Raw genomic sequence first — 24,353 nt, 5'->3', positions numbered from 1 at the left:
GCTTGCCAGCCTACGCCGCGGTAAAGGGCGGCTTCGTCATCGTCACCCGACCGCGTCTCCCCTTGCCGCGTGCCCCTGAAGCGCCCTTGTCCGGTGTTCCTGAGGGCTGACGCCGTACACCCGCTTGAAGGCGCTGGACAGGGAGAACGCGCTTCCGTATCCGATCTGGCGGGCGATCGCGCCGATGGTGTCCTCGCTGTCGCGCAGTCGGTCGGCGGCGAGGGCGAGGCGCCAGCCGGCGAGGTAGGTCATCGGGGGTTCGCCGACCAGGTCGGTGAAGCGACGGGCCATGGCCGCCCGGGAGACGCCGGCCTTGGCTGCGAGGGAGGCGACGGTCCAGGGGTGGGCGGGGTCGTCCTGGACGAGGCGCAGGACGCGGCCCACGACCGGGTCGGCCAGCGCCTGGTACCAGGCGGGCGCGGCCGCTTCCGGACGGGAGAACCAGGCCCGCAGCGCCGCGATCACGAGAAGGTCCAGCATGCGGTCGAGGACCACTTCCTGGCCGGCTTCGTCGCGGATGATCTCCTGCATGAGGAGCGGGGTGAGCGGGCACTGCCAGACGTCGGTGGTGAGGGACACCAGCGGGGGCAGCGCGTCGAGCAGTCGGCCGCTGATCTCGCCCCGCATCAGGTAGGTGCCTATGAGGACGACCGTGGAGCCGTCGAGGCGGTCGCCCCAGGTGCGCACGCCCAGGTCCATGGAACCGTTCAGGAGGCGTCCGTCGGGGTACGCGCACTGTCCGCCGGGGAGGATCAGCGCCTGTGGGGGCGTCCCGGGGGCGTCGGCGCAGGTGTACGGGGCCGGACCACGGGCGATGGCGAGATCGCCGGCGCGCAGTCGGACGGCCTCCCCCTCATCCGGCGTGACCCAGCCCTCGCCGCGCACCATGAGCATCACCGTCAGCGGGGCCCGGTCCTCGACCCGCACGCTCCACGGCGGATCGAAGCACGCGCGGATCATGAGGGCGCCACGCGCGCGTGGACCCTCCAGAAGGCCTGCGAGTGCGTCCATGCCGCCAGCGTAGACGCGCGCATATGGGAATGAGCCGTTCAGCGATGGGCCCGTGCGGCGCACGGCAGTTGACTGGTGCCATGACACACAACACGGCAGACGACACGGCCCGGACCACGGCTCACGACACCGCGGACGACACTGCCCGCCCTACGGCACACCACACGACTCGGTGCACGGTTCAGAACGCGGCCCGGAGCATGACGGTCGTGGTGACCGGGGCGTCCGGTCGTACGGGCGGGCGGGTGGCGATGGCCGCCGAGGGGGCGGGGCTGGGCGTGCGGAGCGCCTCGCGCACGCAGGGGTTCGACTGGTACGACGCGTCCACGTGGGCGGACGTACTGCGGGGCGCCGACGCCGCGTACCTGGTGTACCCGACGGACGTGGGCGCCCCGGGTGCCGCCGACGCGGTCGGACGACTGGCCCGGGAGGCCGTGGCGCTGGGGGTGCGGCGGCTGGTGCTGTTGTCGTCGCGGGGAGAGGAGCGGGCGCTGCCCACCGAGGAGGCGCTGCGGACGTCGGGCGCGGACTGGACCGTCGTGCGAGCCGCGTGGTTCGCGCAGAACTTCAGTGAGGGGCCGCTGGTGGAGGGGCTGCGGAGCGGTGGGGAACTGGTGTTCCCGGGCGGGGAGGTCCAGGAACCGTTCGTCGACCTGCGGGACGTCGCCGATGTGGTGGTGAATGCGCTCACGGAGGGCGACCGGTACGTGGGGCGGACTCTGGACGTGTCCGGGCCGCGGCTACTGACGTTTCGGGAAGCGGTTGCGGAGGTCGGGCGCGCGGCCGGGCGCGAGCTGACGTACACACCGGTGTCCGCACGTCAGTACGGCGAGCAGTTGGCCGCTCTCGGAGTCCCGCCGGAGGAAACGGCGTTTCTGGTGGAGTTGTTCGAGTCGCTGTTGGACGGACGCAACGCCTGCCTCTCGGCGGGCGTCCAGGAGGTGCTCGGCCGCGAGCCGCGCGACTTCGCGGAATTCGCGAGGGAGGCGGCGGAAACGGGCGTCTGGAAGTCGTGACGCCCTTCTCTGGGCGCTACCGTCGGGGAGGCTGTTCCTCGCCGCTTCCGCCGGTCCCCCTGGCTCCGCTGTTTTCATCGTCCCCGCTGAAACCGCCAATGCCGCTGACACCGCTGTCTCCCGCGTTCCCGCTGTCTCCCCGATTCCCGCTGTCTTTGCGGCTCACGCTGTCCCCCGCGTCTGCGCTGTTTCCGGTGTTCACGCTGCTTCCGCCGCTCGCGCAGTCTCCGTCGTCGCCGTCGTTTCCCCTGCTCGCGCCGTTCACCCCGTTCACGCCGTTTCCCTTCGCGGCGCTCTTCACATGGGGACGGAAGCGTCCCGTCACGTCCTCCGGGGGCAGGAAGCGGGACCACCGCTCGGGGAACTCGGAAGGCATGTCGGGATCGTCCGGGTCGTCGTCCTCGGGGGAGCGGGCCGCGGCCATGCGGGCGACGTACTCCGCGGCCTCCTCCTGGCGCAGCCGTTCGTTGGCCGCGCGGGCGGCGGCGGTCGCGGCGGCCGGCCAGACCCGGTCGATCGCGGCGTTGACGGCGGCGCCCACCAGTACCGCGAACGCGGACACGCCGATCCACAGCAGGACGGCGACGGCGGCGGCGAGGGAGCCGTAGATGGTGGCGCCCTCGATGGTGCTCGTCAGGTAGATGCGCAGCAGGAAACTGCCGAGCACCCACATGGCGAGGGCGACGAGGGCGCCGGGGACGTCCTCGATCCACGGCGACCGGACGGGCACGGAGACGTGGTAGAGCGTGGTCAGGAACGCGATGGACAGGACGATCACGACCGGCCAGTACAGGACCTGTACGACGGTCGTCGACCAGGGGACGATGCGGACGACCGCGTCCGGTCCGGCGACCATCAGAGGCAGCGCGACCGAGCCGATCAGCAGGGCTCCGACGAACAGCAGGAAGGCGACCAGCCGGGTCTTGACGATGCCGCGGACGCCGTCGAGGCCGTACATGACGGTGATGGTGTCGATGAAGACGTTCACCGCCCGCGAGCCGGACCACAGGGCGAACAGGAAGCCTATGGAGATGACGTCGGGGCGGCCGCCCGTCATCACGTCGTCGAGGATCGGCTGCGCGATCTGCCGGACGCCCTTGTCGGACAGGACCGTGCGGGACGCGTCGAGGAGGTTGGCCTCCAGGCTGGTGATGGTGTCGGTGCCGGTCCAGTCGTCGACGTAGCCGAGCAGACCGATGAGGCTGAGGAGCAGCGGAGGGACCGAGAGCAACGTGAAGAAAGCGGCTTCCGCGGCGAGACCGAGGATGCGGTACTCGATGCAGGAGTTGACGGTGTCCTTCAACAGCAGCCAGGCGGTCCGCCGCTTGGAGACGTTCCGGTAAAGGGCACGCGCCCGGTGGAGACGCCCTGCGGGGCTCCCGGGTTGCTCGGGTGACTGACTTGCTGGCTGCACGCCCTAAAGGTATCCGCCGTTCGGGGCTGCGCTCACCCCCGGCAAAGCCTCTTCACCGGGTCGGGGAGCGGCGCGCGGGCCGCTGACGGTCATGACCGCGGTACCCGGGGGTAGGTTCGGGCCATGGCAGGCAGCACGCACACGGTGACCAACCAGCCCCCGCCCCTGACCGGATACGACGTCTACGGCGCAGACCAGGCGCTGGTGGCGGCCGTGGAACGGCACCTGGATCCGGGGCTGCTCGACGAGGTGCGCGGCGAGTTGTCGGCGCTCGGGCGGGCGGCGGGGTCCGGGCAGCTGCAGGAGTGGGCGGCGCAGGCCGACGCCCGTCCTCCGAAACTTCGTGCGTACGACCGTCACGGGCACCGGATCGACGAGGTCGACTTCCATCCGGCGTGGCACCGGCTGCTCGGCAAGGGGGTGGGGGCCGGGCTGACCGCGGCCTGGGTGCGGCCGGGCGGGCATGTGCGGCGGGCGGCGGGGTTCCTGGTGTGGACGCAGGTCGACGCGGGCAACTGCTGCCCGCTGTCGATGACCCACGCGGCGGTGCCCGCGCTGCGCACCGATCCGACGCTGGCCGCCGAGTGGGAGCCCCGGCTGACGTCCACGGTCTACGACCGCGGGCTGCGGCCGGCCCGATCGAAGGCCGGTGCGTTGTTCGGCATGGGGATGACGGAGAAACAGGGCGGCAGCGACGTCCGGGCGATCACGACGGTCGCCGCTCCGCTAGCCGACGACGGGGCGTACGAGCTGACCGGGCACAAGTGGTTCTGTTCGGCGCCGATGTCGGACGGTTTCCTGGTGTTGGCGCGGACCGCCCCCGGCGGGGGCGACGGCGGGCTGACGTGTTTCCTCGTTCCGCGCGTTCTCGAAGACGGCTCCCGGAACGTCTTCCGTCTCCAGCGGCTGAAGGACAAGCTGGGCAACCGGTCCAACGCCTCCGCCGAGGTCGAGTTCGACGGGACGTGGGCGCGCCGGGTCGGCGAGGAGGGGCGCGGGGTGCGGACCATCATCGACATGGTGGCGGCGACCCGGCTGGACTGTGTGCTGGGGTCGGCGGGGCTGATGCGGCAGGCGGTGGCGCAGGCGGTCCACCACTGTTCCCATCGTGCGGCGTTCGGCGGCAAGCTCGTGGACAAGCCGCTGATGCGCAATGTGCTGGCGGATCTGGCCCTGGAGTCGGAGGCCGCGACCACGCTGGGACTGCGGCTCGCGGCGGCCTGCGACGACGGGGGCGAGCAGGAGCGGGCGTTTCTTCGGATCGCTGTTCCGGCGGCCAAGTACTGGGTGACCAAGCGCTGCGCTCCGGTGGCGGTGGAGGCGTCGGAATGCCTCGGCGGAAACGGTTACGTGGAGGAGTCGGGGATGCCCCGGCTGGTGCGGGAGTCGCCGCTGAACTCGATCTGGGAGGGGGCGGGCAACGTCCAGGCGCTGGACGTGGTGCGGGCGCTGCAGCGCGAACCACAGGCGTTGAACGCCTACCTCCACGAGGTGGGTCTGGCGCGGGGGGCCGACCACCGGCTGGACGGCGCGATCAAGGATCTGTTGACGGACCTCGCCGATCTGGACGGGGCCGAGGGGCGGGCCCGGCGGTTGGCGGAGCGGTTCGCCCTGGTGCTCCAGGGGTCGCTGCTGGTGCGGTTCGCACCGCCCGGGGTGGCGGACGCGTTCTGCGCCTCGCGGCTGGGCGGGGACGGGGGTGCGGCTTTCGGGACGTTGCCGCACAGCCTGGACCTGGCGGCGCTCGTCGAGCGGGCCGCTCCCCGGGAGTGACGCCGGGGCCTCGGGAGATTCACGGAAGCAGGAAGCGGGGGTGGTGCTGCGCCGACACGGCACCACCCCCGCCGCAATGGCCCTGCGAGGCCAGAATCGCCGCTCGGGACGGCGTGGCTCAAGTTTCAAACAACCTGTGGACGTTCACCAGGGTTGCAGGGGGTTGCAACTTGTCGGTGGTTGTGACCGGAGTAGGCCCCTCCGTCACGAGTGGACGGCAAGATGGGGGGGTCCAAGCACGACCGGAAACAGTCGGCACAAGCGCTTGACATCCGGTTGTCAGCCTGTGTCCAACCCTGGAGGCCCAGTGGCGATGCCACCGATGAACGTGCCGCAGCTCGCGGCCGTCGACGCCGCGCGGGCGGCGCGGGTGCTCAACCAGGTCCGTGACGCCCGGCTGGCCGGCCAGCGGGTGCGCGTCGCCCCGCGTCCGGTGATCGAGCAGTCCTGGGAGCGCCTACTGCGCAGCGGTGTCGATCCGGAGCGTGATGTCCGGGCGGGGCTGCTCGGCGCCGACGAGGTGCGGCGGCGGCGCGAGGAGTCGCCGCTGCGCGAGGTACTGCCGGTGCTGCGGGAGGGGTTGCTGTCGGTCGCGGACGTCGCTCACCACATCATGGTGGTCGCCGACGGGGAGGGCCGGGTGCTGTGGCGCGAGGGCTGCGGCCCGGTGCTGCGCAAGGCCGACGGGCTCGGCTTCGAGCTGGGCGCGGACTGGGGCGAGGCGGTGGTGGGCACCAACGGGGTGGGCACGCCGGCGGTGGTGCGCCGGCCCGTGCAGGTGTTCGCCGCCGAGCATTTCGTGCGCTCGCACGCCGCCTGGACCTGCGCGGGCGCGCCGATCACCGATCCGCGCAACGGCCGGCTGCTGGGCGTCGTCGACGTCAGCGGGCCACTGGAGACGATGCACCCGGCGACCCTCGCGTGGGTCGACTCGGTGGCGAAGCTCGCCGAGTCCAGGCTGCGGGAGAAGCATCTCGGTTCGCTGGAGCGGTTGCGCGCGGTGGCGGCGCCGGCGCTGGCCCGGATCGGCGGCCGGGCCGCGGTCGTGGACGGCGAGGGGTGGACGGCCGCGGTGACCGGGATGCCGTACACGAGCCGGATCGCGCTCCCGAAGTCGCCGTCGCCGGGACGTCGATGGCTGCCGGCACTGGGGCTGTGCACCCTCGAGCCGCTGGCCGGGGGTTGGCTGGTGCGGTCGGTGGACGAGGCGGCCGGGCGGCCGCCGGGCGGTGCGAGCCGGATCGTGCTGGACCTGACCAGACCCCGGCGCTGGTCGGTGACGGTGTCGGGGGACGCGGGCTCGTGGTCCCACGAACTCAGTCCCCGGCATGCGGAGTTGCTGTATCTGCTGGCGGTGCGGCGCGGCGGGCGCAGTGCCGCGGAGCTCGCGCAGGACATGTTCGGCGACTCGGACCGTACGGTGACGGTGCGGGCGGAGATGTCCCGGGTGCGGCGTTACCTGGGAGGATTTCTGGAACACCGGCCGTATCGTTTCTGCGAGGACGCCGAGGTCGACGTGCTTCTGCCCGCCGATCCCGCGGGGCTGTTGCCCCATTCGACCGCGCCCGCGGTGGTCAAAAACAGAACGCCGTCACCGTAGCAATGGTGATGCATCCGCGGTCTTCCCACAGGGTCTTCCGCATATTTGCGCGGACTTCGTCCTCCGGGGCGGCCGACTGCCGTAGCATCCCTCTACGGGTCACCCCACCTGCTCCTCTGTCAACGTATGGATCATCAGGCGCAGTTGGCCCGCCTCGGGAGGGCGAATGAGACAGCGCGGCCGACATCGCCGGCGCAGGCGCGGCAGGGCACTGCGGGCGTTTCTGTCCGGAACCGCTCTCGCCCTCACCGCCGCCGCCACCGTGATCAGTGCTTCCCAGGCGACGGTCACCCACGACGGCCCGGGGGACCTGAAGCCGCTCACCGCCGCGTCCGAGGTCGCTGACCTGCGACTGACGGAGAACATGGTGCCGCAGGCCTCCCTGGACCGGCTCGCGGCCGGGATGGGCCGCCCGGTCGGCGTCGGCGCGGTGCTGGACGGCGCCGACCGCACCCTGCGGGACGCCGTCGACTGCTCGCCCGCCGAGCGCCGGGCCCTGCCGGTCTCCCCCACGGCTACACGTGCGTACTGCTGGAACACCGACGACACGGCGGGCTGGCGGCCGGGCGCGGTCACCACGTCGGGGGACGCGGACGACGACGGCGTGTGGGGCTCGAACCGGGTGATCCTCTCCGGCTGGTCACGCAGCGGCGGAGCGGCGGCGGACCGGGGCCTGGCCCGGGTCGGCTTCGTCGACGCCGCCGATCTCGGTCACCTCTCCTACACCTGGGCGCTGCTCGCCGTCCCCGTGGACGACGGCCGGGACTACCGCGGGCTGGTCTCGCACGTCTCCGGCATGGTCTGGTACCAGGACAAGCTGCTGGTCACCGCGGACGACGGGGACCGGTCCGCGCTGTACGTGTACGACATGAACCGCGTGCAGCGCGCCACGGTCGCCGCTGACGCGGTGGGCCGGGTGCCGGGCGGCTGGTCGGCGCACGGGTACGGATTCGTGCTCCCGGCCGTCGGCTCCTACGAGCTGAGCGGCGGCTCGGGCGCGCCGCGTCCCTCGACCGTCTCTCTCGACCGCAGCACCGCGCCGGACAGTCTGGTCGCCGGGGAGTGGACGCTCGACGACGGCGACCGGGGCGCCCGCCTGTGGCGCTACCCGTTCAGCACGGCGCCCGGCCACGCGGGTCTGCTCGTCGCCGGTCCGAACGGGCGGGTGACGGCGTCCGAGGCCTACATAACGAAGGTCACCGGGGTGCGCGGCGTGCTGTCCTACGACACGCGGTGGTACGTGACCCGCGCCGCGGGCCCGCACGACGAGCACGGGACGCTGTGGCGGCAGAGCCCCGGCGGGACGGACGACGAACGCGGCGCACACGGCGAGGACGGCGGCTCGGGCGCCGCGGTGTGCGGCGCGGCGGACCGGCACGACTGCTGGAGCACGCAGACGGAGTCCCTGTCCTACTGGGCGGCGACCGGCGAGGTCTGGGCGCAGTCGGGCCGGGCGCTGTTCGCGCTGCCCCTGGCCTCGATCGACAGAATGTCGCAGTGATGATTCCCTGGCGGGCATGACGAACATCCCCGTGACCACCTGGTCCCTGGAGCAGACCGGTCCCGGCGACCTCCTCCCGGCCGCCGCGCCGGAGGGCGACGTCCGGATCGTGCGCTCCGAGGTCCCCTCCCCCGAGTTCAGCCGTTTCCTGTACGCGTCCGTCGGCGGGGACATCCGCTGGATCGACCGGCTGCGCTGGACGTACGCACAGTGGCGGGAGCATCTGGAGCGCCCCGGGGTCGAGACCTGGGTGGCCTACGAGCGGGGCACGCCGGCCGGGTACGTGGAGCTGGAGCCGCAGGACGACGGGGTCGTCGAAATCGTGTACTTCGGTTTGCTGCCGGCTTTCCGCGGGCGGCGGATCGGCGGGCACCTGCTGTCGCACGGCGCCGCCCGGGCGTGGGATCTGGCCGACCGCTGGCCGGGGCTGCCGCAGACCAAGCGGGTGTGGCTGCACACCTGCAGCCTGGACGGCGAGCACGCGATGGAGAATTATCAGCGGCGCGGATTCACGCTGTTCGACACGAAGGTCGAGGAACAGCCCGAGGTGTCGGCGCCGGGTCCCTGGCCGGGCGCGTTCCCCGTCTGAACCGCTGTTTCCTCCGGCTGGTTCCCCCTCGTGGTGACCTGCGCGGACAAGAGACCTCACAGGTCATGTGACAGACGCCACCCTTGTCTCGTATTCCGGGACAAGGGTGTCCGCATCGCGGACGAAGCTGGACTGTGTCCAGATCGCCGTGACACGCTTTCGCCATGTCCGGAACTGGAATTGCCTTGGTGAGTCGGCGGCACGTCGACCTCGGCCGCATGTCCAGCGCCATCTGTCCGGCGAGCTGACGAGCCGCAGCTCCGCCCGACATCTGAGTACAGCCTCCCTCCTGCGCAATGACGCGTATGGACCCTGTGCGCCCGTACGCGCAGGTCAGAGCCTCTCGCCCCGTCACCCGACCACCGCCGGACGGCGCCGCGCGCCGACACCTTCCGCTGCTGTCCCGAAGGACGTATCAACCATGGCCGCCACCCCGCAGAAGCCTGCAGCCGCGACTCCCCGCCGCAAGGTGAGCCGTCACCGCGGCGAGGGCCAGTGGGCCGCGGGGCACCACACCCCGCTCAACGGCAACGAGCAGTTCAAGAAGGACGACGACGGTCTCAATGTGCGGACACGCATTGAGACGATCTACTCCAAGCGTGGCTTCGACTCGATCGACCCCAACGATCTCCGCGGCCGGATGCGCTGGTGGGGTCTGTACACCCAGCGCAAGCCCGGGATCGACGGCGGCAAGACCGCGATCCTGGAGCCGGAGGAGCTGGACGACAAGTACTTCATGCTGCGTGTGCGCATCGACGGCGGTGCGCTGACCACGCGGCAGCTGAGGGTCGTCGGCGAGATCTCGCAGGAGTTCGCGCGGGGCACCGCCGACCTCACCGACCGGCAGAACGTGCAGTACCACTGGATCCGCATCGAGGACGTGCCCGAGATCTGGAACCGCCTGGAGGCGGTGGGCCTGTCCACCGTCACCGCGTGCGGCGACACCCCGCGGGTGATGATCGCCTCCCCCGTCGCCGGCATCGCCGAGGACGAGATCATCGACGGCACCCCGGCGCTGGAGGAGATGAAGCGCCGCGTCCTCGGCAACAAGGCGTACTCGAACCTGCCGCGGAAGTTCAAGACGGCCATCTCGGGCTCCCCCGTGCTGGACGTGGTCCACGAGATCAACGACGTCGCGTTCGTCGGCGTCCGCCACCCCGAGCACGGGCCGGGCTTCGACCTGTGGGTCGGCGGCGGGCTGTCCACCAACCCCAAGCTGGGCGTGCGGCTGGGCGCCTGGGTGCCGCTGGACGAGGTCCCGGACGTCTACGAGGGTGTGCTGTCGATCTTCCGTGACTACGGCTACCGGCGTCTGCGCACCCGCGCCCGTCTGAAGTTCCTGGTCGCCGACTGGGGGCCGGAGAAGTTCCGGCAGGTGCTGGAGGACGAGTACCTCGGGCGCACGCTGGTCGACGGCCCGGCCCCGGACCAGCCGGTGGAGCGCTGGCGCGACCACGTCGGCGTGCACCGGCAGAAGGACGGCCGTTTCTACGTCGGTTTCGCACCGCGTGTCGGCCGGGTGGACGGCGCGACCCTGACGAAGATCGCGGAGCTCGCCGAGGCACACGGCTCGGGCCGCGTCCGGACCACCGTCGAGCAGAAGATGATCGTCCTCGACGTCGAGGAGGCGCAGGTCGCATCGCTCGTCGAGGGCCTGGAGGCGCTGGACCTGACGGCTCGGCCCTCGACGTTCCGGCGCGGCACCATGGCCTGCACCGGCATCGAGTTCTGCAAGCTGGCCATCGTCGAGACCAAGCAGCGCGGCTCCCAGCTGATCGACGAGCTGGAGCGCCGCCTGCCGGACTTCGACGAGCCCCTCACCATCAATCTCAACGGCTGCCCGAACGCCTGCGCCCGTATCCAGGTCGCGGACATCGGTCTCAAGGGCCAGCTGGTCCTCGACGAGCGGGGCGAGCAGGTCGAGGGCTACCAGGTGCACCTGGGCGGCGCGCTCGGTCTCGAAGCCGGTTTCGGCCGCAAGGTCCGCGGTCTGAAGGTCACCTCGGACGAGCTGCCGGACTACGTGGAACGCGTTCTCAAGCGCTTCCAGGACGAGCGCGAGGACGGCGAGCGGTTCGCGGTCTGGGCCGCGCGCGCCAGCGAGGAGGCCCTTTCATGAGCGAGCGGGCCGCCCCTTTCTACTGCCCTTACTGCGGCGACGAGGACCTCCGTCCGAGCGAGGCCGCGGAGGGCGGTCACGGCGCCTGGGAATGCGCGGCGTGCAACCGCGCATTCCAGCTGAAGTTCCTCGGGCTGCTGTCCCGAGGCGTTCAGCGCACCGAAACGGGAGGGGACCGGATATGACGACGCTCCAGGAAGGCCGTACGACCGACGAGTTGAAGGCGCTGGCCGAGCAGGCGGGCCGCGACCTCGAGGACGCGTCGGCGCTCGAGATCCTGCAGTGGGCGGTGGACACCTTCGGCCGGCAGTTCTGTGTGACGTCGTCCATGGAGGACGCCGTGGTCGCCCACCTCGCGTCCCGCGTCCTCAAGGGCGTGGACGTGGTGTTCCTCGACACCGGTTACCACTTCCCCGAGACCATCGGCACCCGGGACGCGGTCGAGGCCGTGATGGACGTCAACGTCATCACGCTCACCCCGCGTCAGTCGGTCGCCGAGCAGGACGCCGAGTTCGGGCCGAAGTTGCACGACCGCGATCCCGACCTGTGCTGCAAGCTGCGCAAGGTGCAGCCGTTGGAGGAGGGGCTCCGGGGATACCGCGCCTGGGCCACCGGCCTGCGGCGCGACGAGTCCCCTACCCGGGCGGACACCCCGGTCGTCGGCTGGGACGAGAAGCGGCAGAAGGTCAAGATCTCGCCGATCGCCCGGTGGACCCAGGACGACGTCGATGCCTACATCACGGAGCACGGCGTACTGTCAAACCCCCTGCTGATGGACGGCTACGCGTCCGTCGGCTGCGCCCCGTGCACCCGCAGGGTCCTCGAGGGCGAGGACGCGCGCGCCGGGCGCTGGGCGGGACGCGGGAAGACCGAGTGCGGACTGCACGGCTGACCGCCATGACCGCGACCTCCACGAACAGCGCCGCCCCCGGCGACATCCCCCATCCCCCTACGAACCGGGAGAACCACGTGACGACCGGAGCCACCGTCTGGCTCACGGGTCTGCCGAGTGCCGGCAAGACCACCATCGCGTACGAGCTGGCCGGCCGGCTGCGCGAGGAGGGCCACCTCGTCGAGGTGCTCGACGGCGACGAGATCCGCGAGTTCATCTCCGCGGGCCTCGGTTTCAGCCGCGAGGACCGGCACGCCAACGTGCAGCGCATCGGTTTCCTGGCCGAGCTGCTGGCCCGCAACGGCGTCAAGGTGCTCGTCCCGGTGATCGCGCCGTACGCGGACAGCCGTGCGGCCGTGCGCAAGCGTCACCAGGAGAGCGCAACCGGTTACCTGGAGGTGCACGTGGCGACTCCGGTCGAGGTGTGCTCGGTCCGTGACGTGAAGGGTCTGTACGCCAAGCAGGCGGCGGGCGAGCTGACCGGGCTCACCGGGGTCGACGACCCCTACGAGGCGCCCGAGTCGCCCGATCTGCGGATCGAGTCCCAGGACCAGACCGTGCAGGAGTCCGCGGCGTCGGTGTACGCCCTGCTCAGCGAGAGGGGACTGGCATGACGACGACCGTCGCCGGTACCGAGGAGGGCACGGTCAGCCCGTACGCCCTCAGCCACCTGGACTCGCTGGAGTCCGAGGCGGTGCACATCTTCCGTGAGGTGGCGGGCGAGTTCGAGCGGCCGGTGATCCTGTTCTCCGGCGGCAAGGACTCCATCGTCATGCTGCACCTGGCGCTGAAGGCGTTCGCCCCGGCCGCCGTCCCCTTCTCGCTGCTGCACGTGGACACCGGGCACAACTTCCCCGAGGTCCTCGAATACCGCGACCGGGTGGTCGCCGAGCACGGGCTGCGCCTCCATGTGGCCTCCGTGCAGGAGTACATCGACCGCGGGGCGCTCAGGGAGCGTCCGGACGGGACCCGCAACCCGCTCCAGACGCTGCCGCTCACGGAGAAGATCCAGGCCGACAGGTTCGACGCGGTCTTCGGCGGGGGCCGGCGCGACGAGGAGAAGGCACGCGCCAAGGAGCGGGTGTTCTCCCTGCGCGACGAGTTCTCGCAGTGGGACCCGCGTCGCCAGCGGCCCGAGCTGTGGAACCTGTACAACGGCCGCCACGCCCCCGGCGAGCACGTCCGGGTCTTCCCGCTCTCCAACTGGACCGAGCTGGACGTCTGGCAGTACATCGCCCGTGAGGGCATCGAACTGCCGCAGATCTACTTCGCGCACGAGCGCGAGGTGTTCCGGCGGGCGGGCATGTGGCTGACCGCCGGCGAGTGGGGCGGCCCCAAGGACGGGGAAACGGTCGAAAAGCGTCTCGTGCGATACCGCACCGTCGGTGACATGTCCTGCACCGGCGCCGTCGACTCCGACGCGGTGACGCTGGACGACGTCATCGCCGAGATCGCCGCCTCCCGGCTGACCGAGCGCGGCGCGACCCGCGCCGACGACAAGATGTCCGAGGCCGCGATGGAAGACCGCAAGCGCGAGGGGTACTTCTAAGCATGAGCACGATCACCTCCGAGGAACTCTCGGCCACGACCCTGTTGCGGTTCGCCACCGCCGGCTCCGTCGACGACGGCAAGTCCACCCTGGTGGGCAGGCTGCTGCACGACTCCAAGTCGATCCTCAGCGACCAGCTGGAGGCCGTCGAGCGCGCCTCGGCGAGCCGCGGGCAGGAAGCGCCCGACCTGGCGCTGCTGACCGACGGGCTGCGCGCCGAGCGCGAGCAGGGCATCACCATCGACGTGGCCTACCGCTACTTCGCGACGCCCCGGCGCCGGTTCATCCTGGCCGACACCCCGGGTCACGTGCAGTACACCCGCAACATGGTGACGGGCGCCTCCACGGCGGAGCTGACGGTGATCCTGGTCGACGCCCGCAACGGCGTCGTCGAGCAGACCCGCCGGCACGCGGCGATCGCGGCCCTGCTCCGGGTTCCGCACGTCGTTCTCGCCGTCAACAAGATGGACCTGGTCGACTACCGGGAGCCGGTCTTCGCGGCGATCGCCGAGGAGTTCACGGCGTACGCGAGCGAGCTCGGCGTCCCCGAGGTGACCGCCATCCCGATCTCGGCGCTGGCCGGCGACAACGTGGTGGATCCGTCGGCGAACATGGACTGGTACGGCGGGCCGACGTTCCTGGAACACCTGGAAACGGTTCCGGTCAGTCATGACCTCGCGCACTGCCACGCCCGGCTGCCCGTCCAGTACGTGATCCGGCCGCAGACCGCCGAACACCCGGACTACCGGGGCTACGCGGGCCAGATCGCCGCGGGCACCTTCCGGGTCGGCGAGCCGGTGACGGTGCTGCCGTCCGGTCGCACCTCGACGATCTCCGGGATCGACCTGCTGGGCGAGCCGGTGGACGTGGCGTGGACGACGCAGTCGGTGACCGTGCTGCTCGCGGACGACGTGGACGTCTCGCGCGGCGACCTGATCGTGCCCACCAAGGACGCGCCCGCCACCACCCAGGACGTCGAGGCGACCGTGTGCCATGTGGCCGACCAGCCGCTGACCGTCGGGCACCGGGTGCTGATCAAGCACGGCACCCGCACCGTCAAGGCGATCGTGAAGGACATCCCGTCCCGTCTCACGCTCGACGACCTGTCCCTGCACCCGCATCCGGGACAGCTCGTCGCCAACGACATCGGCCGCGTGAAGATCCGCACCGCGCAACCGCTTCCGGTGGATTCCTACGCCGACTCGCGCCGCACGGGCTCGTTCATCCTGATCGACCCGGCCGACGGCACGACGCTCACCGCGGGCATGGTCGGCGAGTCGTTCGCGTCGCCGGAGCCGGTCAAGGAGACGCCCGACGACGACGGCTGGGACTTCTGACCGTGGCCACGACCGACGTCTACGCGACGTTCGCGAAGGAGGGCGGCCGGGTCGGCAGCGGCGCCCTCGGCAGCGGGCAGGGCGGAGTCGCGCGATGTGCGCGCTGACGTCCGCGCACCGCCTGCGCGCCCGATCGCCCCGCCCGCCGTCGTGGAAACGACGAGAACCCTTTGCCGAGCTCCCGGCCACGACCTGAGAGACCGTGACCGCCGGGCCGACGAGAGGAACCCCTCCCGGTGCCTGCCAGTCTCCCCCTGTCACGGCTTCGCCGCGGCGTCGCGGCCCTAGCGGCGCTGCCCCTGCTCGCCCTCGCGGCCTGCGGATACGGTTCGCAGGCCAAGGACGGCAACGCCAACGAGCAGGTCGCCGCCGGGGCTCGGAAGATCGACGGGCTCGACACCGTGCGGATCGGGTACTTCGGCAACCTCACCCACGCGACCGCGCTGGTCGGCCGTGAGCAGGGCATCCTCCAGAAGGCGCTGGGCGGGACCAGGGCGTCGTACGCGACGTTCAACGCGGGTCCCTCGGAGATCGAGGCGTTGAACGCCGGTTCCCTCGACATCGGCTGGATCGGTCCGTCCCCGGCGATCAACGGCTACGCCAAGTCCGACGGCAAGAACCTGCGCATCGTGGGGGGTTCGGCGTCCGGCGGGGTGAAGCTGGTGGTGAACCCGGACGAGGTCACCTCGCTCGAGGACGTCAAGGGCAAGAGGATCGCGACGCCTCAGCTCGGAAACACGCAGGATGTGGCGTTCCTGAACTGGATCGCGAAGCAGGGCTGGAAGGTCGACGCGCAGAGCGGCAAGGGTGACGTGACCGTCGTCCGCAGCGACAACAAGGTGACGCCGGACGCGTTCAGGTCGGGGTCGGTCGACGGCGCCTGGGTGCCGGAGCCGACCGCCTCGAGGCTGGTCGCCGAGGGCGGCAGGGTGCTGCTGGACGAGGCGTCGCTGTGGCCCGACAGGCAGTTCGTGATCACGAACGTCATCGTGTCGCAGAAGTTCCTGGAAGAGCACCCGAAGGTCGTTCAGGCCGTGCTGAAGGGCTCGGTGGAGACCAACAGGTGGATCGGCGCCAACCCGGCGAAGGCGAAGGCCGCGGCGAACAGGCAGCTGGAGACGGACTCCGGCAAGGCGCTGCCCGCCGACGTGCTGGACCCGGCGTGGCGGTCGATCAGGTTCACCGACGACCCGCTGGCGGACACCCTCGACGCCGAGGCGGCGCACGCCGTCGAGGCGGGTCTGCTGGAGAAGCCCGACCTCGCCGGCATCTACGACCTGACGATCCTGAACAAGGTCCTCGAGGCCGAGGGCGAGTCCGCCGTCGACGACGCCGGTCTGGGTGTCGAGCGACCGAAGTCCCGATGAGTTCCCAGGAGGTGACGACCATGGCCACGACCTTCGCCAAGGCCGCCGAGCCCACCGAGACGGTGGCGTTCGCGGCACGCCTCGACCACGTCTCGAAGTCCTTCGCGGGCCCGGGCGGGCAGCAGCTCGTCCTGGACGACATCACCCTCGATGTCGCGCCCGGTGAGTTCGTCACCCTGCTCGGGGCGTCGGGCTGCGGCAAGTCCACCCTGCTGAACCTGGTGGCCGGCCTGGACCGGCCCACCGCCGGGTCCATCACGACGGACGGCCGTCCGGCGCTGATGTTCCAGGAACACGCGCTGTTCCCGTGGCTGACCGCGGGCAAGAACATCGAACTCGCCCTGAAGCTGCGGGGGGTGGCGAAGCCCGACCGGCGCGGCAAGGCCGAGGAGCTGCTCGAGCTGGTCCGGTTGAAGGGCGCGTACGGAAAGCGTGTTCACGAACTTTCCGGCGGTATGCGGCAGCGGGTGGCGATGGCCCGCGCGCTGGCGCAGGAGAGCCGACTGCTGCTGATGGACGAGCCGTTCGCGGCGCTGGACGCCATCACACGGGACGTGCTGCACGACGAACTCACCCGGATCTGGGCGGAGACGGGGCTGTCCGTCCTGTTCGTGACGCACAACGTGCGGGAGGCGGTTCGGCTCGCACAGCGCGTCGTCCTGCTGTCCTCGCGGCCCGGCCGGGTGGCGCGCGAGTGGACGGTGGACATCCCGCAGCCGCGCCGGATCGAGGACGCCCCGGTGGCGGAACTGTCCCTGGAGATCACCGAAGTCCTGCGTGGGGAGATCCGCCGTCATGGCCAGCACTGAGACGAGGACGACAGTGACGGAGGGCACGGTGACGGAGGCCGACGCCGACGGGCTGGCCGGTGTGGAGGCGGGGCTCGACGCGCTGGACGTCGTCGCGCCCACCGCACGGGTGCCGTTCCGGCGGACCTTGGTCGACAAGATCCTGCCGCCGGTCGTCGCGACGGCGCTGCTGCTGGTCGTCTGGCAGATCACCTTCAAGACGGTCGACGACCCGACCAAGCTGGTCTCCCCGCTGGACGTCTGGCACACCCTCCGCCAGGCATGGCTGCGGGGCGAGCTGCTCGGGTACATCTGGACGAGCGTCTCGCGCGGACTGCTCGGCTTCCTGTTCGCCCTGGCGATCGGCACTCCGCTGGGCCTGCTGGTGGCGCGGGTGAGGTTCGTGCGGGCGGCGATCGGGCCGATCCTGTCCGGTCTCCAGTCGCTTCCGTCGGTGGCGTGGGTCCCGCCGGCCGTGCTGTGGCTGGGTCTGAACAACTCGATGATGTACGCGGTGATCCTGCTGGGCGCGGTGCCGTCCATCGCCAACGGGCTGGTCTCCGGCGTCGACCAGGTCTCGCCGCTGTTCCTGCGGGCGGGCCGCACGATGGGGGCGACGGGGCTGAAGGGCACCGTGTACATCACGCTGCCGGCCGCGCTGCCGGGCTATGTGGCGGGTCTGAAGCAGGGCTGGGCGTTCTCGTGGCGTTCGCTGATGGCGGCGGAGATCATCGCGTCGTTCCCCGATCTCGGCGTCGGCCTCGGCCAGTTGCTGGAGAACGGGCGCAACGCCAGTGACATGTCGATGGTGTTCGAGGCGATCCTGCTCATCCTGTTCGTGGGCATCGCGATCGACCTGCTGATCTTCAGTCCGCTCGAGCGGTGGGTGCTGCGCAGCCGCGGCCTGCTGGTGAAGAGCTGACGCCGCATGCACAGGAAGCCGGTTCTCCCCGCCCTGGTGGTGATCGCCCACGGCAGCCGTGATCCGCGGCATGCCGCGACCGTCCACGCCCTGGTGCGGCGGGTGCGTTCGCTGCGGCCGGGATTGCGTGTCGAGACCGGTTTCCTCGACTTCAACGTGCCGTCCGTGCACGGGGTGCTGGAGTCGCTGGCGGCGGACGGCGTGCGGGACGTCGTGGCGCTGCCGTTGCTGTTGACCCGCGCGTTCCACGCGAAGGCGGACATCCCGGCGGTGCTGCGGGACGCCCCGCCGCAGCTGCGGATCCGGCAGGCCGAGGTGCTCGGCCCCTCGCCGTTGCTGCTCTCCGCGCTCGAACGGCGGTTGTACGAGGCGGGGCTGTCGCCCGCCGACAAGTCCTCGACCGGGGTCGTGCTGGCCTCGGCGGGGTCCTCCGACCCGGAGGCGATCGCAGTGATCGCAGACATCGCGCGGGAGTGGCGGCGCACCGGTTGGTGTGCCGTGCGGCCTGCGTTCGCCTCCGCCTCTCTGCCGCGCACCGAGGACGCGGTCCGCGAGCTGCGGGCCCTGGGGTGTGCGCGGGTCGCCGTCGCGCCGTACGTCCTGGCTCCCGGTTTCCTGCCGGACCGCATCGCGCGCGGCGCGGCCGGGGCGGACGTCCTGGCCGACGTGCTGGGCCCGGCGCCGGAGGTGGCCCGGGTGCTTCTGGAGCGTTACGAGACGGCCCGGACGCCTGCTCTGGCGGCCTTGGGGGCGTGAGGCGGGGCCGCACGGAACGGCCCGGCCGTCAGGCTTGTGTTCGGACGGCGCCCCGGCGCGGGTCGCGGCCGCTCGCCGCGAGCGCCCGTTCGAACACCGGCGCGTCCCGCGCCACCGGCACCGCCTGCGCGAAGCCGTCGTAGCGGCGGTAGAGCTCGCCGTGCCGTTCGACGACGTCGAGGACGAACCGGGCCGCGTCGTCGGAGAGGCGGAACTCCTGGCCGGTGGCGACCGCCACGTCCCACCCGTGCACCGCCGTCTCCTTGAGGATCAGCGAGGCCACCTCGGCGGCGGGCATCGCGGCGGTCCCGAGGTCGATCTCGCCCTCCCACACCGCCGGGTCGGCCCACGCGGCGACGGCCCGGTCGAGCTGCTCGGCGTACGCCGTCGCCCAGTCGGGGTCGGCGGTGAAGTCGCGGCCGGTCAGTTCGTCGGGCAGCGGCTTGCGCAGGGCACGGTGCTCGAGGCCGTGGGAGGTGTACAGGACCCAGTGGTCGACCAGGGCGCGCAGGGTCCAGCCGGGGCAGTGCGTGGGGTCGTTCAGCCGTTCCGCGGGGACGCCGCGGGCGACGCGCGACGCCTCGGCGGCGCATTCGGACAGGTACCGGTGGGTCTCGTCGTGCTTCATGCCGCTCACGCTACGGAGCGGGGTCCCCGGGAATCTTGAAGAAACGCGACAGCGGCGTCGGCCAGCCGGAGCAGGTCCGGCAGCGGCAGGGAACCGGGCGCCCGCCGCTCCCGGGCGAACTCGTTCGCAAGCCGTTGCAGCAACTCGTTCAGCGGGGTGGGCACGCCGTGCAGGCGGCCGAGGAGCACGATCTCGCCGTTGAGGTGGTCGGCCTCGATGGTCCCGGTGCCGCGGCTGAGGGACTGCCAGGAGGAGCCGCCGCCGCGTGGGGCGCCGTCGAGCGGGACGAGAGTGATCTTGTCGCCGCGTACGGCCCGCTCCTCGTCGGTGCTCGCGTAGGCGATGCCGGCGGCGCGCAGCACGCTCTCGCCCTCGGCCCGCACCTGCGCGTACAGCGCCTCGGCGCGGGGGTCGCCGACCGGCCCGCTCACCGCTTCCAGGGCGTTGGCGAGATTCGACAGGAGTTTGGCGTACTGCCAGCGGGAGACGTCAGGTACGACGGGCGCCTCGAAGCACGCTTTCTCCAGGTCGGCGGCGACCCGGCGGACGGTGTCGTCGACGCCGTGCGGATGGCGGCCGAGGTGCAGGATGCCGGTGAGCGGGCTGCCCGCGGCGGCCACCACACCGGGGTCGACGTGGGTGGACGGCAGCCAGACGCAGACGCCGTAGACGTGCCGGAAGCGGCGCAGGGCCAGTCGCGGGCTCTCCACGCCGTTCTGCGCGCAGAACAAGGGCAGTCGCTCGGCCGCGGTGCCGCCGCCCTCGACGGGGGCCGGGCCCCACGTCCGCAGGGCCGACTCGGCGTCCTGGGTCTTGACGGCGAGGACGAGGACGTCGTCGGCGCGCAGTGCGCCGAGTTCGGCCGGGCTCTCGACCACGGGCGGCCGGAACGTCAGCGGGCCCTCCGGGACGCGCAGGCGCAGTCCGTGCTCCGCGAGCGCCGCCCGGTGCGCGCCGCGCGCGACCAGCACGACCTGTTTCCCGGCCTCCGCCAGCCGTCCTGCGATCGTGCCCCCGACCGCCCCTGCCCCGATGATGACGTAGCGCATGGGTCGAGCCTCGCACAGGCGTCCGGGTGCGCGGGCGGGATCGGTCGCCGCGGGCGTGGCGACCGGCGGTGGTGAAGGGCCGGGCGGGGCGGTCATGAACGCCCGACACCCCGAAGGCGGCAACGCCTCCGGTGGCCGCGAACGACGCCGGACGGCGCCCGACGAGCGGGACGCCCACCGCCTCCCACCACCACAGCCAGGCCCACGGCCATGGCCACGACCGCGGCAAAAAAGCCGCAGTCGCCCACCCTCGCCCAGGGGCCGGATGCGGGCCGAGCCCGTGCCGGGTGCGGCCGGTGGGCGCAGGCGCTGCTGTCCCGGTCCCGCCCGGCTACGGCCGCCGTCGGCCCCGTGTCACGGCCGGGTCATCTCCACCAGCTTGAGGACGGTGTTCCAGTTGCGGGTGGTGGCGATCAGCCCCTTGTTCACGCGAGGCCTTCCCAGCTGCTCGGCGAGTTTGGAGCGGCCGAGGCCGACGGGGGTGTACAGGTACAGGACGCGGTCGCCGAGGCGGAAGTCCTCGGGGAGGCGGGCGGCGCGGTCGATGCCGGCGAAACGCTCCTCGTCGACAGGCCCGGAGAAGTAGGTGGCGTGGAGCTGCTTGGCCTCCAGTTCGGCGGCCGGGAACGGGCAGGCGTCGGCGACGGCCCGCAGATAGGCGTGGTCGCGCACGAGCACGCCCACCGCGAAGCCGAAGCGTTTCTCGATCGCCGCCGTGAGTGCGGCGGCGAGGCTCTCCTCGTCGCCGTGGGCGCTGGAGAAGACGGCCTGGCCGCTCTGGAGGTAGGTGCGCACGTCGCTGTGGCCGAGCTCCTCGAGCAGGGTGCGCAGTTCGGCCATGGGGAGCTTCTTGTTGCCGCCCACGTTGATGCCGCGCAGCAGGGCCGCGTACGTCGTCGTCATCTGCTCAGCCTAGTTGTCACGGCACCGGGTGGCCGCCGTGCTCCGTGGGGGTGAGCACGACGGCCGTGGCCCGGACGAAGGGCCAGGGCGAAACTCTTGCCGATCGACCGGCCGCGGAGCAACCTCTGACGGACTTCTCCACAGGCCTATGACGTGTTGCGCAAACTTTCGAAACGACAATTCCTGTCTTCACCGGCGACTGCACCCTGATCGCCGTCCCCGAGATCCGCAGATAGGTGTAAGGGGTCACTGTCCTACCCAGCGGTGAGACGACGCGGTCCGAGGGGAGGACTCGGGTGCCCGGCACCTCACCGGGCAGCACGACGAGACGGCTTTATCCAGGCCATACCTTCGAATCGGAAGGTGGCGGCAGGGGGCTTCCACCGCATCACAAGAGGGCAGGCCCGTCATGGGGAACGGAGATACAAGGGTGCGGGGCTTCGCCGCGCGGGCCGGCGGCTGGAGCGCCCGGCACCGATGGGCCGCCGTGGGCATCTGGGTGCTGTTCGTCGTCCTGGCCATGGGGATCGGCTCGGCGGCCGGCACGGTCGAGGTCAAGGAGAGCGACCAGCTCGCGGGCGAGACCCACACGGCCGCCAAGATCATCGAGGACGCCGGCATCGAGGAGCCGGCCGGCGAGACCGTGCTCATCCAGGCGAAGAGCGGTTCCCTCAAGGCCACCGACCCCGAGTTCAAGGCCGCCGTCACCGCGGTCGTCGCGGCCGTCGGCAAGACGGGTGCGGTCACCGACGTGACCTCGCCCTACGACACGCGGACGATCTCCAGGGACGGTCGCAGCGCGCTCGTGCAGTTCGACATGCGCGGTGATTCCGACACCGCGGGCGAGCGGGTCGAGCCGGTTCTCGACGCCGTCGCGGGCGTGCAGAAGGAGCACTCCTCGGTGCGGATCGAGGAGATCGGCGGCGCCAGCATGATGAAGACGTTCGACGACGCGTTCGGCGACGACTTCCAGCAGGCGGAGTACTCCGCGGTGCCGGTGGCGCTGGGCATCCTGCTGATCGCCTTCGGCGCGCTGGTGGCGGCGCTGCTTCCGGTGGCCCTCGCGGTCACGGCGATCATGGCGACGATGGGTCTGATGAGCATCGTCAGCCACTTCCAGCCGATGGACGACACGGCGAGCTCGGTGATGCTGCTGGTCGGTCTGGCCGTGGGCGTCGACTACTGCCTGTTCTACCTCCGCCGGGAGCGTGAGGAGCGGGCCGCGGGACGTGATCCGGAAACCGCTCTCAGGATCGCCGCGGCGACCAGCGGCCGTGCCGTGATCGTCTCCGGTGTCACCGTGTGCGTGGCGATGGCGGGCATGCTGTTCACGGGGCTCGCCACGTTCGAGGCGATGGGGCTGGCCTCGCTGATGGTGGTCGCGGTCGCCATGGTGGGTTCGGTGACCGTGCTGCCGGCGCTTCTCTCGCTGCTCGGCCACCGGGTGGAGAAGGGCCGGATCCCGTTCCTGCACCCCGACAAGCGCCGCACGAAGGGCAACGGCGGCCGTGCCGCGGAGGGCAGCCGGTTCTGGAGCGCCGTGCTGAAGGTCGTCCTCGCCAAGCCCGGCGTCTCGCTGGTCGTCGCGGCCGGCGCACTGCTCGCGATCGCCGCTCCGGCGGTCGGCATGAAGACCCAGAACCTCACCCTGGACCAGGAGTTCGGCGACTCGCTGCCCATCGTGCAGACGTACAACCGGGTCAACGACGCCTTCCCGGGCGGCTCCGAGCCGGCCGAGGTGATCGTCAAGGCGGACGACATCAACGCTTCCGACGTCAAGGCCGCGCTCCAGGCGTTCAAGGAGCAGGCCGTGAGTTCGGGCGCCTCCCGGGGGCCGGTCGAGATCAAGCTGCACGACGCGCAGAACATCGCCTATGTGTACGTGCCGCTGGTCGGCGGCTCCGACCTGGACAAGGCGGGTGCGAGCCTGGCGAAGCTGCGCGACGAGGTGCGGCCCGCCACGCTCGGCAAGGTGGACGGCGTCCAGGCCCCGATCACCGGACAGGTGGCCGGTTCGCAGGACTTCAACGACCAGCTGGCCGGAGCGGTCACCCCGGTCTTCGCGTTCGTCGTGGTCTTCGCCTTCCTGCTGATGCTGCTGTCGTTCCGCTCGCTGACGGTCGCGATCACCTCGATCGTGCTCAACCTGCTCTCGGTGGGCGCGGCCTATGGCATCCTGGTCGCCGTGTTCCAGCACGGCTGGGGCGCGTCGCTGGTGGGCGCGGAGGGCGTCGGCGCGATCATCACCTGGCTGCCGCTGTTCCTGTTCGTGATCCTGTTCGGTCTGTCGATGGACTACCACGTGTTCGTCGTCTCCCGGATCCGCGAGGCGCGGCTGCGGGGGCGTACGACGAACGAGGCGATCGAGCACGGCGTGGTCACCACGGCGGGCGTGGTCACCAGCGCCGCCGTCATCATGGTCGCCGTGTTCGCGATCTTCGGCACGCTGTCCATGCAGTCGATGAAGCAGATGGGCGTGGGCCTCGCGGCTGCGGTCCTGATCGACGCGACGATCATCCGCGGTGTGCTGCTGCCGGCCGTGATGGCGCTGCTCGGCGAGCGCAACTGGTATCTGCCGAAGTGGCTGCACTGGCTGCCGGACCTCACGCACGACGAGTCGCCTGAGGCGGTCACGCCGGCGGCACGGGACGACGAGGGCCGGCCGGTGAGGGTCTGACGCCCCGCGGCGTCCCCGCAAGGCGGTCGTCCTGAGGGCCCGTCGACTCCCCTGGAGTCGACGGGCCCTTCCTCGTGCCTGGTTCCGCCGCGTGCTTGTCGAGTTCGGCCTCGACGAGGTCCGCCGCCCGCGGTGTGCCGCCTTCCGCCGCCATCTCCGCCTGGAACGTCCTGAGCCGGCGGGCGACCTCGGGATCGTCGACGAGGGCGAGGGCGGCCTCGCGCAGGGCCTCGGCCGTGGCGTCCGCCGTGTCGATCCGCCGGGCCACGCCGAGCTCCTTCAGGACGTCCGCGTTGCCGAACTGGTCCACGGCCTGCGGTACGGCGATCATCGGCGTGGCCGTGGCCAGCGCCGTCATGCCCCGGATGCTGCTTCACCAACCATTCTCAGAATTGCCCCGGACCCGCCTTTGAGTGAGAACGAGTTCTGCGAACAGCAACGGCGCTTCGCGTCCGCCGGGCC

General features: G+C 71.4%; 22 protein-coding genes and 1 pseudogene. 17 read left to right on the top strand and 6 right to left on the bottom strand.

The window, feature by feature from the left end; translation table 11 throughout:
* Positions 1-42 precede the first annotated feature (42 nt).
* Positions 43-1,011: an AraC family transcriptional regulator gene (locus tag QF032_RS30300; RefSeq protein ID WP_307058250.1), complete on the bottom strand. Its 969-nt coding sequence runs from the start codon at positions 1,009-1,011 to the stop codon at positions 43-45.
* Between the two features lie 200 nt (positions 1,012-1,211).
* On the opposite strand from QF032_RS30300, the gene QF032_RS30295 reads away from it, so the two are divergent.
* Positions 1,212-2,027: an NmrA family transcriptional regulator gene (locus tag QF032_RS30295; protein ID WP_307058248.1), complete on the top strand. Its 816-nt coding sequence runs from the start codon at positions 1,212-1,214 to the stop codon at positions 2,025-2,027.
* A gap of 16 nt (positions 2,028-2,043) precedes the next feature.
* Here the strand turns inward: QF032_RS30295 and QF032_RS30290 are convergent, their stop codons facing one another.
* Positions 2,044-3,441 (bottom strand): YhjD/YihY/BrkB family envelope integrity protein, encoded by a 1,398-nt coding sequence (locus QF032_RS30290; RefSeq protein ID WP_444875857.1) that lies wholly within the window; start codon positions 3,439-3,441, stop codon positions 2,044-2,046.
* 123 nt (positions 3,442-3,564) lie between these two features.
* Between QF032_RS30290 and QF032_RS30285 the strand changes: the two genes are divergently transcribed.
* From QF032_RS30285 to QF032_RS30220, 15 genes are all read left to right on the top strand, one after another.
* The gene (locus QF032_RS30285) at positions 3,565-5,214 is read left to right on the top strand and encodes an acyl-CoA dehydrogenase family protein (protein WP_307046852.1); all 1,650 of its coding nucleotides are present in this window, start codon (positions 3,565-3,567) and stop codon (positions 5,212-5,214) included.
* 322 nt (positions 5,215-5,536) lie between these two features.
* A complete protein-coding gene (locus QF032_RS30280; protein ID WP_307060422.1) occupies positions 5,537-6,814 on the top strand; it encodes a helix-turn-helix domain-containing protein in 1,278 nt (425 codons plus the stop codon).
* Positions 6,815-6,980: 166 nt separating this feature from the next.
* Positions 6,981-8,315, top strand: coding sequence for a hypothetical protein (locus QF032_RS30275; RefSeq protein ID WP_307058246.1), 1,335 nt, complete (start codon positions 6,981-6,983; stop codon positions 8,313-8,315).
* A gap of 16 nt (positions 8,316-8,331) precedes the next feature.
* Entirely contained in the window at positions 8,332-8,904 is a 573-nt protein-coding gene (locus QF032_RS30270; protein ID WP_306948474.1) for a GNAT family N-acetyltransferase, read from the top strand.
* 164 nt (positions 8,905-9,068) lie between these two features.
* Positions 9,069-9,152 carry a putative leader peptide gene (locus tag QF032_RS40680; protein ID WP_309486338.1) on the top strand — a complete coding sequence of 28 codons (84 nt, stop codon included), beginning with the start codon at positions 9,069-9,071 and terminating at the stop codon, positions 9,150-9,152.
* A 173-nt stretch (positions 9,153-9,325) separates the two neighbouring features.
* A complete protein-coding gene (locus QF032_RS30265; protein ID WP_307046850.1) occupies positions 9,326-11,023 on the top strand; it encodes a nitrite/sulfite reductase in 1,698 nt (565 codons plus the stop codon).
* Positions 11,020-11,208, top strand: coding sequence for a hypothetical protein (locus QF032_RS30260; protein WP_306948476.1), 189 nt, complete (start codon positions 11,020-11,022; stop codon positions 11,206-11,208). Before QF032_RS30265 ends, QF032_RS30260 begins: the two co-directional genes overlap by 4 nt.
* Positions 11,205-11,915: a phosphoadenylyl-sulfate reductase gene (locus tag QF032_RS30255; RefSeq protein ID WP_307058244.1), complete on the top strand. Its 711-nt coding sequence runs from the start codon at positions 11,205-11,207 to the stop codon at positions 11,913-11,915. The genes QF032_RS30260 and QF032_RS30255 overlap by 4 nt, the downstream gene beginning before the upstream one ends.
* A 5-nt stretch (positions 11,916-11,920) precedes the next feature.
* Positions 11,921-12,529 (top strand): adenylyl-sulfate kinase, encoded by a 609-nt coding sequence (gene cysC, locus QF032_RS30250; RefSeq protein ID WP_306948478.1) that lies wholly within the window; start codon positions 11,921-11,923, stop codon positions 12,527-12,529.
* Positions 12,526-13,464: a sulfate adenylyltransferase subunit CysD gene (gene cysD / locus QF032_RS30245; RefSeq protein WP_307046845.1), complete on the top strand. Its 939-nt coding sequence runs from the start codon at positions 12,526-12,528 to the stop codon at positions 13,462-13,464. The genes cysC and cysD overlap by 4 nt, the downstream gene beginning before the upstream one ends.
* A gap of 2 nt (positions 13,465-13,466) precedes the next feature.
* The gene (locus QF032_RS30240; RefSeq protein WP_307046843.1) at positions 13,467-14,801 is read left to right on the top strand and encodes a sulfate adenylyltransferase subunit 1; all 1,335 of its coding nucleotides are present in this window, start codon (positions 13,467-13,469) and stop codon (positions 14,799-14,801) included.
* Positions 14,802-15,037: 236 nt separating this feature from the next.
* The gene (locus QF032_RS30235) at positions 15,038-16,168 is read left to right on the top strand and encodes an aliphatic sulfonate ABC transporter substrate-binding protein (RefSeq protein ID WP_307058242.1); all 1,131 of its coding nucleotides are present in this window, start codon (positions 15,038-15,040) and stop codon (positions 16,166-16,168) included.
* The gene (locus QF032_RS30230) at positions 16,165-16,977 is read left to right on the top strand and encodes an ABC transporter ATP-binding protein (protein WP_307046839.1); all 813 of its coding nucleotides are present in this window, start codon (positions 16,165-16,167) and stop codon (positions 16,975-16,977) included. The genes QF032_RS30235 and QF032_RS30230 overlap by 4 nt, the downstream gene beginning before the upstream one ends.
* Complete coding sequence (locus QF032_RS30225; protein WP_307058241.1) at positions 16,964-17,878, top strand: ABC transporter permease; 915 nt, start codon at positions 16,964-16,966, stop codon at positions 17,876-17,878. Before QF032_RS30230 ends, QF032_RS30225 begins: the two co-directional genes overlap by 14 nt.
* A gap of 6 nt (positions 17,879-17,884) precedes the next feature.
* Entirely contained in the window at positions 17,885-18,634 is a 750-nt protein-coding gene (locus QF032_RS30220; RefSeq protein WP_307058239.1) for a sirohydrochlorin chelatase, read from the top strand.
* A gap of 28 nt (positions 18,635-18,662) precedes the next feature.
* On the opposite strand, the gene QF032_RS30215 is transcribed toward QF032_RS30220, so the two are convergent.
* From QF032_RS30215 to QF032_RS30205, 3 genes are all read right to left on the bottom strand, one after another.
* Positions 18,663-19,262 (bottom strand): TIGR03086 family metal-binding protein, encoded by a 600-nt coding sequence (locus QF032_RS30215; RefSeq protein ID WP_307046835.1) that lies wholly within the window; start codon positions 19,260-19,262, stop codon positions 18,663-18,665.
* A 5-nt stretch (positions 19,263-19,267) separates the two neighbouring features.
* Positions 19,268-20,311, bottom strand: coding sequence for a ketopantoate reductase family protein (locus QF032_RS30210; protein ID WP_307058237.1), 1,044 nt, complete (start codon positions 20,309-20,311; stop codon positions 19,268-19,270).
* Between the two features lie 354 nt (positions 20,312-20,665).
* Complete coding sequence (locus QF032_RS30205) at positions 20,666-21,214, bottom strand: DUF1697 domain-containing protein (protein ID WP_307046832.1); 549 nt, start codon at positions 21,212-21,214, stop codon at positions 20,666-20,668.
* 409 nt (positions 21,215-21,623) lie between these two features.
* Here QF032_RS30205 and QF032_RS30200 point away from each other — a divergent pair, with 409 nt between their 5' ends.
* A complete protein-coding gene (locus tag QF032_RS30200; protein WP_307046830.1) occupies positions 21,624-23,891 on the top strand; it encodes an MMPL family transporter in 2,268 nt (755 codons plus the stop codon).
* A gap of 100 nt (positions 23,892-23,991) precedes the next feature.
* Here the strand turns inward: QF032_RS30200 and QF032_RS30195 are convergent.
* Positions 23,992-24,240, bottom strand: a pseudogene (locus QF032_RS30195) (glycosyl transferase); the annotation flags it as partial.
* Between the last annotated feature and the right edge of the window lie 113 nt (positions 24,241-24,353).

The organism is Streptomyces achromogenes, from assembly GCF_030816715.1.
In the GTDB taxonomy this organism is placed as follows: Bacteria; Actinomycetota; Actinomycetes; order Streptomycetales; family Streptomycetaceae; genus Streptomyces; species Streptomyces achromogenes_A.
This window is presented reverse-complemented; position numbering and strand designations above follow the sequence as displayed.

Excerpts from the sequence above, each read along its gene's own strand:
- QF032_RS30300 (WP_307058250.1), bottom strand. The coding sequence starts at position 1,011 with ATGGACGCACTCGCAGGCCTTCTGGAGGGTCCACGCGCGCGTGGCGCC.
- QF032_RS30295 (WP_307058248.1), top strand. The coding sequence starts at position 1,212 with ATGACGGTCGTGGTGACCGGGGCGTCCGGTCGTACGGGCGGGCGGGTG.
- QF032_RS30285 (WP_307046852.1), top strand. The coding sequence starts at position 3,565 with ATGGCAGGCAGCACGCACACGGTGACCAACCAGCCCCCGCCCCTGACC.
- QF032_RS30280 (WP_307060422.1), top strand. The coding sequence starts at position 5,537 with ATGAACGTGCCGCAGCTCGCGGCCGTCGACGCCGCGCGGGCGGCGCGG.
- QF032_RS30275 (WP_307058246.1), top strand. The coding sequence starts at position 6,981 with ATGAGACAGCGCGGCCGACATCGCCGGCGCAGGCGCGGCAGGGCACTG.
- QF032_RS30270 (WP_306948474.1), top strand. The coding sequence starts at position 8,332 with ATGACGAACATCCCCGTGACCACCTGGTCCCTGGAGCAGACCGGTCCC.
- QF032_RS40680 (WP_309486338.1), top strand. The coding sequence starts at position 9,069 with ATGTCCGGAACTGGAATTGCCTTGGTGAGTCGGCGGCACGTCGACCTC.
- QF032_RS30265 (WP_307046850.1), top strand. The coding sequence starts at position 9,326 with ATGGCCGCCACCCCGCAGAAGCCTGCAGCCGCGACTCCCCGCCGCAAG.
- QF032_RS30260 (WP_306948476.1), top strand. The coding sequence starts at position 11,020 with ATGAGCGAGCGGGCCGCCCCTTTCTACTGCCCTTACTGCGGCGACGAG.
- QF032_RS30255 (WP_307058244.1), top strand. The coding sequence starts at position 11,205 with ATGACGACGCTCCAGGAAGGCCGTACGACCGACGAGTTGAAGGCGCTG.
- cysC (WP_306948478.1), top strand. The coding sequence starts at position 11,921 with ATGACCGCGACCTCCACGAACAGCGCCGCCCCCGGCGACATCCCCCAT.
- cysD (WP_307046845.1), top strand. The coding sequence starts at position 12,526 with ATGACGACGACCGTCGCCGGTACCGAGGAGGGCACGGTCAGCCCGTAC.
- QF032_RS30240 (WP_307046843.1), top strand. The coding sequence starts at position 13,467 with ATGAGCACGATCACCTCCGAGGAACTCTCGGCCACGACCCTGTTGCGG.
- QF032_RS30230 (WP_307046839.1), top strand. The coding sequence starts at position 16,165 with ATGAGTTCCCAGGAGGTGACGACCATGGCCACGACCTTCGCCAAGGCC.
- QF032_RS30225 (WP_307058241.1), top strand. The coding sequence starts at position 16,964 with ATGGCCAGCACTGAGACGAGGACGACAGTGACGGAGGGCACGGTGACG.
- QF032_RS30220 (WP_307058239.1), top strand. The coding sequence starts at position 17,885 with ATGCACAGGAAGCCGGTTCTCCCCGCCCTGGTGGTGATCGCCCACGGC.
- QF032_RS30215 (WP_307046835.1), bottom strand. The coding sequence starts at position 19,262 with ATGAAGCACGACGAGACCCACCGGTACCTGTCCGAATGCGCCGCCGAG.
- QF032_RS30210 (WP_307058237.1), bottom strand. The coding sequence starts at position 20,311 with ATGCGCTACGTCATCATCGGGGCAGGGGCGGTCGGGGGCACGATCGCA.
- QF032_RS30205 (WP_307046832.1), bottom strand. The coding sequence starts at position 21,214 with ATGACGACGACGTACGCGGCCCTGCTGCGCGGCATCAACGTGGGCGGC.
- QF032_RS30200 (WP_307046830.1), top strand. The coding sequence starts at position 21,624 with ATGGGGAACGGAGATACAAGGGTGCGGGGCTTCGCCGCGCGGGCCGGC.